This is a genomic window from Arthrobacter sp. 2YAF22_2 (assembly GCF_052114645.1).
In the GTDB taxonomy this organism is placed as follows: Bacteria; Actinomycetota; Actinomycetes; order Actinomycetales; family Micrococcaceae; genus Arthrobacter.
In genome coordinates, this window is record NZ_JBFRFD010000126.1 from 1 (window position 1) to 7,865 (window position 7,865).

8 protein-coding genes and 1 pseudogene are annotated in these 7,865 nt (G+C 68.7%); 5 read left to right on the forward strand and 4 right to left on the reverse strand.

All coding sequences use genetic code 11. The annotated features are described in order from the left end of the window. Both AB4Y86_RS07270 and AB4Y86_RS07275 read left to right on the forward strand, forming a co-directional pair. On the forward strand, positions 1-860 hold an 860-nt coding region (locus AB4Y86_RS07270; protein WP_441401427.1), incomplete at its 5' end, for a M20 metallopeptidase family protein. Positions 861-882: 22 nt separating this feature from the next. Then, positions 883-2,172 (forward strand): MFS transporter, encoded by a 1,290-nt coding sequence (locus tag AB4Y86_RS07275; protein ID WP_441401428.1) that lies wholly within the window; start codon positions 883-885, stop codon positions 2,170-2,172. Positions 2,173-2,308: 136 nt separating this feature from the next. On the opposite strand, the gene AB4Y86_RS07280 is transcribed toward AB4Y86_RS07275, so the two are convergent. Continuing rightward, positions 2,309-3,595, reverse strand: coding sequence for an MFS transporter (locus AB4Y86_RS07280; protein WP_441401430.1), 1,287 nt, complete (start codon positions 3,593-3,595; stop codon positions 2,309-2,311). A gap of 74 nt (positions 3,596-3,669) precedes the next feature. Here AB4Y86_RS07280 and trmB point away from each other — a divergent pair, with 74 nt between their 5' ends. Next, positions 3,670-4,641: a tRNA (guanosine(46)-N7)-methyltransferase TrmB gene (trmB, locus tag AB4Y86_RS07285; RefSeq protein ID WP_441401432.1), complete on the forward strand. Its 972-nt coding sequence runs from the start codon at positions 3,670-3,672 to the stop codon at positions 4,639-4,641. Continuing rightward, on the forward strand, positions 4,637-5,455 hold the full coding sequence (locus AB4Y86_RS07290) for a DUF1206 domain-containing protein (RefSeq protein ID WP_441401440.1): 819 nt from the start codon (positions 4,637-4,639) through the stop codon (positions 5,453-5,455). The genes trmB and AB4Y86_RS07290 overlap by 5 nt, the downstream gene beginning before the upstream one ends. 41 nt (positions 5,456-5,496) lie before the next feature. Here AB4Y86_RS07290 and AB4Y86_RS07295 read toward each other — a convergent pair whose 3' ends face one another. Both AB4Y86_RS07295 and AB4Y86_RS07300 read right to left on the reverse strand, forming a co-directional pair. Continuing rightward, positions 5,497-6,156, reverse strand: a complete 660-nt coding sequence (locus AB4Y86_RS07295; protein WP_441401434.1) for an anti-sigma factor family protein — start codon at positions 6,154-6,156, stop codon at positions 5,497-5,499. Beyond that, positions 6,153-6,653: a sigma-70 family RNA polymerase sigma factor gene (locus AB4Y86_RS07300; protein WP_441401436.1), complete on the reverse strand. Its 501-nt coding sequence runs from the start codon at positions 6,651-6,653 to the stop codon at positions 6,153-6,155. Before AB4Y86_RS07300 ends, AB4Y86_RS07295 begins: the two co-directional genes overlap by 4 nt. 152 nt (positions 6,654-6,805) lie before the next feature. Here AB4Y86_RS07300 and AB4Y86_RS07305 point away from each other — a divergent pair, with 152 nt between their 5' ends. Next, positions 6,806-7,372 (forward strand): COG4315 family predicted lipoprotein, encoded by a 567-nt coding sequence (locus AB4Y86_RS07305; RefSeq protein ID WP_441401438.1) that lies wholly within the window; start codon positions 6,806-6,808, stop codon positions 7,370-7,372. On the opposite strand, the pseudogene AB4Y86_RS07310 reads toward AB4Y86_RS07305, so the two are convergent. Beyond that, a pseudogene (locus AB4Y86_RS07310) lies at positions 7,369-7,865 on the reverse strand (DMP19 family protein); the annotation flags it as partial. The gene AB4Y86_RS07305 and the pseudogene AB4Y86_RS07310 sit on opposite strands and share 4 nt — an antisense overlap.

The following is a 7,865-nucleotide window of genomic DNA, read 5'->3' on the forward strand; positions in this document are numbered from 1 at the left end:
TCGTCCTGATGTTCCAGCCGGGCGAGGAAGGTTTCGACGGCGCCAGCCACATGATCCGCGAAGGCGTGCTGGACGCGGCCGGCCGGCGGGTTGACGCCGCCTACGGCATGCACGTGTTTTCCGCGCTGGAACCGCACGGCACGTTCTGCACCAAGCCCGGCGTCATGCTCAGCTCGTCCGACGGACTGATGGTCACCGTGCTCGGCGCCGGCGGCCACGGCTCGGCCCCGCATTCGGCCAAGGACCCGGTGACGGTGGCCGCCGAAATGGTCACCGCCCTGCAGGTCATGGTCACCCGCCAGTTCAACATGTTCGATCCGGTCGTCCTGTCCGTCGGGGTCCTCCAGGCTGGCACCAAGCGCAACATCATCCCGGAAACCGCCCGGATCGAAGCCACGGTCAGGACCTTCTCCGAGGGATCCCGGCAGAAGATGATGGACACCGTGCCGCGGCTGCTGAAGGGCATCGCGGCGGCGCACGGCCTGGACGTGGACGTCGACTACCAGCAGGAGTACCCGCTGACCATCACCGACGAGGACGAAACCCGCACCGCCGAAAACGTCATCGAGAGCCTGTTCGGCGACTCCCGGCTGGCCCGCTGGGCAACCCCGCTGAGCGGCTCCGAGGACTTCTCCAGGGTCCTCGAAGAAGTCCCGGGCACGTTCATCGGCCTGAGCGCCGTCCCCCGGGACGCCGACCACACGGCAACCGCGTTCAACCACTCCCCGTACGCCACGTTCGACGACGGCGTGCTGGCTGACGGCGCCGCCCTCTACGCGGAGCTCGCCATGTCCCGGCTGGCCACGCTGGCGGCGGCGAAGCTTCCCTCCGGCATCACCGCCTCCTCCACCCTTTCCTAGCCCGATCCCCAGGGAGAACACCATGACTTCAACCGTGTCCCAGCCAACGGCTACCCGGACATCGACCCGCAAGACGCTCGTCGGCACCGGCATCGGCAACGCCGTCGAATGGTACGACTGGGCTATCTACGCCACGTTCACGCCGTTCATCGCCAGCCAGCTCTTCAGCAAATCGGATCCCGCCTCGGCGGTGCTCTCCACCCTGGCAATCTTCGCCGTCGGCTTCGTCGCCCGCCCCTTTGGCGGCTTCCTGTTCGGCTGGATCGGCGACCGGATCGGCCGGAAGGCGTCCATGACCCTGGCCGTGGGGCTCGCGTCCCTGGGCAGCCTGATGATCGGCATCGCCCCGACCTTCGCGGCCGTGGGCGCCTGGGCGTCCTTCATGCTGCTGGTGGCGCGGCTGGTCCAGGGCCTCGCGCACGGCGGCGAGCTGCCGTCGTCGCAGACGTACCTGTCCGAAATGGCGCCCAAGGAACACCGGGGGTTCTGGGCTACCCTGATCTACACCTCCGGCACGGTGGGGATCCTGTTCGGCACCCTGCTGGGCGCAGTGCTGAACATGGCCCTGAGCACCGAAGCAATGAACGCCTGGGGCTGGCGCCTTCCGTTCCTGATCGGCGCGGTCATGGGGCTCTACGGGCTCATCATGCGGTCCCGGCTGCATGAGTCTGATGTCTTTGAAGGTGAAGCGTCGGCGGAGAAGCGGGCTCCGATCTGGCCGCAGATCGTCCGGCATCGCAAGCAGGCCGTGCAGGTCATCGGCCTGACAGTCGGCCTGACAGTCATTTACTACATCTGGGGTGTCGTTGCCCCCAGCTACGCCACCACGGCCCTGAAAATCGACCGCGGCGAAGCGCTGTGGGCAGGGGTGGTGGGCAACATCGTCTTCATCGCCGCGCTGCCCTTCTGGGGCAAGCTCGCAGACCGCATCGGCCGCAAGAAGGTGCTGTGGTCCGGCGCGATCGGGGCAGGCGTCCTGCACTTCCCGATGACTGCCCTGCTCAAGGACTCCGCCTGGCAGCTGGCGGTCAGCATGTCGGTCATGCTGATCTTCATCGCCGCGAGCGCGGCGATCGTCCCGGCCGTGTACGCCGAGCTGTTCCCCACCAGCATCCGCACCGTCGGCGTCGGCGTTCCCTATTCCATCTGCGTGGCGCTGTTCGGCGGGACCGCGCCGTACCTGCAGCAATGGCTCGGCACCAGCATGCAGATGCCGCAGTTGTTCAACGTCTATGCCGTGGTGCTCCTGGCCGTCTCCGCCGTCTTCGTCTTCACCATCCCGGAAACGAAGGGCAAGGACCTCAGCTTCTGAACCCGCTGAGCCGGCCCACCGAGCCGAGCCCGTCCCTACTCAAACCCGCCCACCTAACGGGGCACGTACCCCCAACTGACTCGCATTTGATGTCGTTTTGACCCCTCAAAACGACATCAAATGCGAGTCAGTTGGGTTAGCCGATGAAGCGGTCCTTGCCCGCCCGGTAGCCGAACACGGCGGCGAGGGAGCCGACGGTGAGGAACAGCAGGCCCGCCGCGGCGAAGGATCCAGTGCCCTGGTGCAACTGCCCGACCAGAAGGGTACCGACCGAACCGACCCCGTATCCCACCCCCTGCATCATGCCGGACAGGTGCGCGGCGGTATGCCCGTCACGGGTGCGCAGCATGATCATGGTGAGCGCAACCGCCGTCAGGCTGCCCTGGCCCAGTCCCAGCAGGCCGGTCCACAGCCAGATTAGGTCCAGGGGCCCGAAGATGCTCAACGCGAAGCCGCCCCCGGTCATCAGCGCCACCGTCACGTTGATGGCGCGCTGGTCCCGGAGCCGGGCGGCCAGCGCGGGCGCAAACAGCGAACCGAGCATCTGCAGCACGATCGAGACGGAGACAATCAGTCCGGCCGTACCGCCATCCACGCCGCGTTCTCGGAGTATCGGCGCCAGCCAGGCGAAGACGCTGAAGGACATCATCGCCTGGAGCACCATGAACCCCGTCACCTGCCACGCGACGGCTGAGCGCCAGACGTTGACGCCGTCGGYGATGCCGTGCTGGCGTCCGTGGCGCTGCCGGACGGCCAGCGGCAGGAACAGCAGTACCACCACGCCGGCGGGCACCGCCCAGAACCACAGCGCCGCCGTCCATTGCCCGGTCGCGCTGAACAGCGGATAGGTGAAGCCCGCGCCGAGGGCCGCGGAAGCGCAAATTGCCGTTGTGTACAGGCCGCCCATGAGCCCCAGCCGGTGCGGAAAGTCGCGCTTCACCAGGCCCGGAAGCAGGACATTGCAGAACGAGATCGCGGCCCCGCAGGCGGCCGTGCCGGCCAGCAGCGCAGGCAGGTGGCCCACCCCGGGGGCGTCCACCGGACGCAGCAGCAGCCCTGCTGTCAGGACCGCCATGGCGCCGAGCAGCACCCGCTCGGCCCCGAACCGGCGGGCCAGCCGCGGCGCGAGCGGGGCGAACACGCCGAGCAGCGTCACCGGCGCCGTGGTCAGCGCCACCACCGCCCAGCCGGGGAGGCCGACGTCGGCAGTCACCTCCGGCAGCACCGCGGCGAAGCTGGAGAAGACGGTGCGGAGGTTCAGCCCGATCAGCACCAGGCACACTCCGAGGTACACCAGCGCACGGCGGCTGCCGGCGACGGTGGGCGCTGTCGCCGGCACGGCGTCGATCTCGGCGTCCACGAAAGGGTCCGGGGTGGGTCCGGTGGCGGTCCCGAAGGGTCCCGGCACGTTTTGTGGCGTCATCACGGACCCATTGTGGCAGGCCGCCGCCGGTCCCCAATCCAGCGCCGCCCGCGAACTCCACTATTCTGGAGGTGATGAGTGAAGCCCCAGAATCCCCCCACCCGCCGCAGTCCCCCCGCGCGGTCACGCCCGGCAGCCAGGCGTCCTTCGGCACCTACGGCGGGCGGCCGGTCAGCTTCGTGCGCCGCGGCACCCGTCTGCAGGGCYGGCGCCAGGCCGCGTGGGAAGAGCATGCGGAGCGGTGGGCGGTCGAGGTCCCGCGGCACATCGCGAACACCTCCGTGCACCCCGATTACGTGTTCGACGCCGAGGCAGAGTTCGGCCGGAAGGCTCCGTTGGTCGTGGAGATCGGGTCAGGGCTCGGCGACGCCGTCTGCCACGCTGCCGAACAGAATCCGGACACGGACTTCTTGGCCGTGGAGGTTTACACGCCGGGCCTGGCCAACACCCTCATCAAGATCAACAGCCGCGGCCTGAGCAACGTCCGGGTGGTGGAGGCCAACGCCCCGGAGGTGCTGGCCACCATGCTGCCCAAGGGTTCGGTCACCGAGCTGTGGGTCTTTTTCCCGGATCCCTGGCACAAGTCGCGGCATCACAAGCGGCGGCTCATCCAGCCGGCCTTCGCGGACCTCGCGGCCCGGGCGCTCAAGCCCGGCGGCCGCTGGCGGATCGCGACCGACTGGTCCAACTACGCGGTGCACGTCCGCGAGGTCCTCGCCGGCTCGGCCGACTTTGAGAACATGTATGAGGGCGAGCGCAGCGGCGGCGACAGCCCGCTGACGCAGGTCTGGGAGTCCGGTGTGGAGTCCCTGGTGGGCGGCGCTCCGGTGAAGGAGGGCCGCGCGCCGGTCAGCACCGAACATACCGGCCCCAACGAAGGTGTCGACCACGTCGGGGGCTGGGCGCCCAGGTTTGAGGGGCGGATTTTGACCAGCTTCGAGAACAAGGCGCACGACGCCGGCCGGCTGATTTTCGATCTCTGCTACCGGCGCCGCGAGGAACAGCCCCGGGCGGACGAGGTCCACGACGCGAGGACGGACCATTAAAAAGCAACTCAAGGACGTCGCGGAAGTCGCCGAGGACGTTACCAATTCCAAGCCGCTCGAAATCGCGGCCCGCGCCGGGTTCGCGGTGTCCGGCGTGCTGCACTTCCTGATCGGACTCGTCGCCATCCGGTTGGCCATGGGCGGGCAAGGTCGGGCCGACTTCAGCGGCGCCGTCGCGGAACTGGCCGCGCAACCGGCCGCCCCCGTCCTGCTCTGGAGCGCCTTTGCTGCCTGCGTGGCCCTGGCCATCTGGCAGACCAGCGATGCCGTCTTCGATTTCGAGCACCTGCCGACGAAGAAGAAGGTCGGCAAGAAGCTCAAGGCCGCCCTGCAGGCCGTGGTGTACACCGGGTTTGCGCTGACGCTGGCGTCCGTTGCCATCGGTGCCGAGTCGGACCAGCGCCGTTCCACGAGCGACCTCACGCTGCAGCTGATGAAGGCGCCCGGGGGCACCTTCCTGCTGTTCCTGGTCGGCGCTGCGGTCTCCGTCACCGGGGTGGCCTATGCCATCCGGGGTTTCAGGAAGTCGTTCATCAAGTACCTGCGGATGCCGTCGAACGAGCAGGCCCGCACCGCGGTTACCGCCACCGGGATTGCCGGGTACGCCGCCAAGGGCGTGGCCCTGTTGCTGACCGGGCTGCTGATCGTCATTGCCACCGTGAAAGCCGACCCGGCGGAGTCAACCGGGCTCGATGGCGGGCTTAGGGCGTTGCGCGAGCAGCCGCTGGGTATCTACATGCTGGCCGCCGTCGGCGCGGGCCTGATCTGCTACGGCATCTTCATGGCCGTCCGGGCCCGACTCGCCCGGATGTAGCGGCCCGCCCCAGAGTCAGACCAGATGCCGGGGAGCCGCCGCTACGCGTGCGGAACCGTGATGACGGCTACGGTCTGCTGCCGGCTATTGCGCATCTCGATGCTGCCGATGCTGGCCAATTGCAGCGGGGTGGCACCGGTGATGCGCACCTTGCCGCTCGGGGTCGCGGTCCACGCGCACGCCCGGTCCTCCACGCCGTCGCGGCCTTTGACCCAGAGCGAGAGGGTGCCGTCCACCGGCATGCTGTTTCCGTCGACGGCCAGCTCGGTGCCCCACGTCTTCTTCACGAGGTTCACGGTGAACTGCGGTCCGTTGGCGGCTGCAACCGAGTAGCTGGCATCCGGCCCGTCGTGTTGCGCCAGCAGCGGGCCGGCCAGGACGCCAAGCGCCAGGCAGGCCGCGGCAACCGCTGCGACAGCCGCCGACCACAGCAGCCGGCCCCGGCGGCGTCGCGCCGCCAGTGCGGCCAGCAGCCCGCGAGGCAACGGTCCCGGCGCTGCGGGCGTCGCGGGTTTGGTCAGAGCCACGGCGTCGGGCACCGGGACAGCGTCGAGCAGCGCGGGCAGGCTGGCGAGTTCGTCGAGCTCGGCCCGGCAGACCCGGCAGTCGAACAGATGCCGGTCGAACGCCGCGGCCTCCTCCGGCTCCAGGCCACCGAGCAGGTATGCGCCGAGCAGCTGGTGGAGTTCTGTTCCGCTCACCGCTGCACCCCCATTTCGTCGAGGATGGTCCGCAGGGCCCGGACGGCGTAAAAGGCCCGGGACTTCACCGTGCCGGCAGGAATGTTCAACTGCACCGAAGCCTCCCGGACGGTGAGTCGGCGGTAGTGGAGGGCCACCAGCACGTCCCGATGCTCGGTGCTGAGGCGCAGCAGGGCCTCCTCCATCAGGACCCTGTTGAGCAGTTCATCGATCCGTTCGACGCCCCCGGCAGGGTCGGCCACTTCGCGTTCCGCGGCTTCGTGCGGGCGTCGCTGGGCCTTGCGGTAATTATCGATCATGATGTTCCGGGCCGTCCGGAACAGGTAGCTGCGCAGGCTGCCGGTGATCTGCGGCGCCTGCTGCCACACTCGCAGCACCGTYTCCTGKACGACGTCGTCCGCCACCTGCGGGTCGTGACAGGCACCCAGGACGAATCGCCGCAAGGCCGTCCCGTGGTCGCGGTAGATCGCGGCGACCACGTCTTCATCCAGTGGCATGCGGCACCTCCTGGGCCTGGTCCTGCTGCCCACTAGGACGTACACGGTGACGCAAAAGTTCAACGGTCCGCCTGTGAACCATTCTTCACCCGGCGGCGTCGTATCAGCTAGCCGGACAGCGAGATGGCCGGCATCCAGCCAAGGAGCCAACAATGAGTAAGTACTTCGGCGCCACACTGTCCGCCTTTGCCCTCGCCGTCGTCGTTTCCGGCTGCGCTGGGGGCAGCGGGACAACGACGACGGCGTCCCCTCCCCCGGCGTCGCAATCCTCCGCCTCCGTTGCGCCCGCCTCGTCCGCGCCGATGACGTCGGCACCGGACACCAGCGGCTCCGCAGCGCCCGCGCAGGCCGCGGACCTCAAGACCGCCGCGACCACGGCCGGGCAGGCGATCGTGGATGCCCGGGGCATGAGCGTCTACGTCTTCGGCCAGGACAAGAAGGACGCCGGCACGAGCGCCTGCACCGGGGCGTGCGCCGCTGCGTGGCCGGCGGTCCTCACCGGCGCTGCAGTACCCGCGGCGGAGGGCGTCACCGCCAAGCTCGGCACCATCACGACCCCGGACGGAAAGAAGCAGCTGACCATCAACGGCATGCCGGTGTATCACTTCGCCAAGGACAAGGCCCCCGGTGACATCGCCGGCCAAGGCGTCGGCGGCGTCTGGTATCTGGTGGACCCGGCCGGCGACATGCTCAAGCCTGCCGCCGTCGGGGGCTACTAGAAGTCGTCGTCGGCGTCGGCGTCGAACTCGAATTCGACGGCGGCGACGATTTCCCGTGTCTCCGGGTGGATCATGTAGGCCTCCTCGTCATCCTCCACCATCAGGAACTCGCCCTGGTCCGTGGTGAAATGCCACGCCAGGACCCGCTCGCCGTTGTGGTCGTAGTTCGGGTCGCCCATGGTGATCTGCACCAGGGCCTGGCCGGCCACCTCGCACAGTTCCCGGATGATCAGTTCAAACTCGGGGGCGCTCCGGAGTTCCTCTTCGGCTGCCTCGGCCTGGCGCTCCGCCAGGTTGGGGATCCGGGACACCCGTTCGTGGATGTGCCGGTCGAGTTCGTCCGCGTCCAGGACCAGCAGATCCGGCTGGCTGCGGAGCCACGCCGCATTGAGCGCGACGATGTCTTCGGTTTCCAGCAGTGACTCGAACGCGTCATCCAGTTGCTCCAGCAGCCGGACCGCCTCCGGCGCCTCGGCCTCGCTAGCCCCGGCAC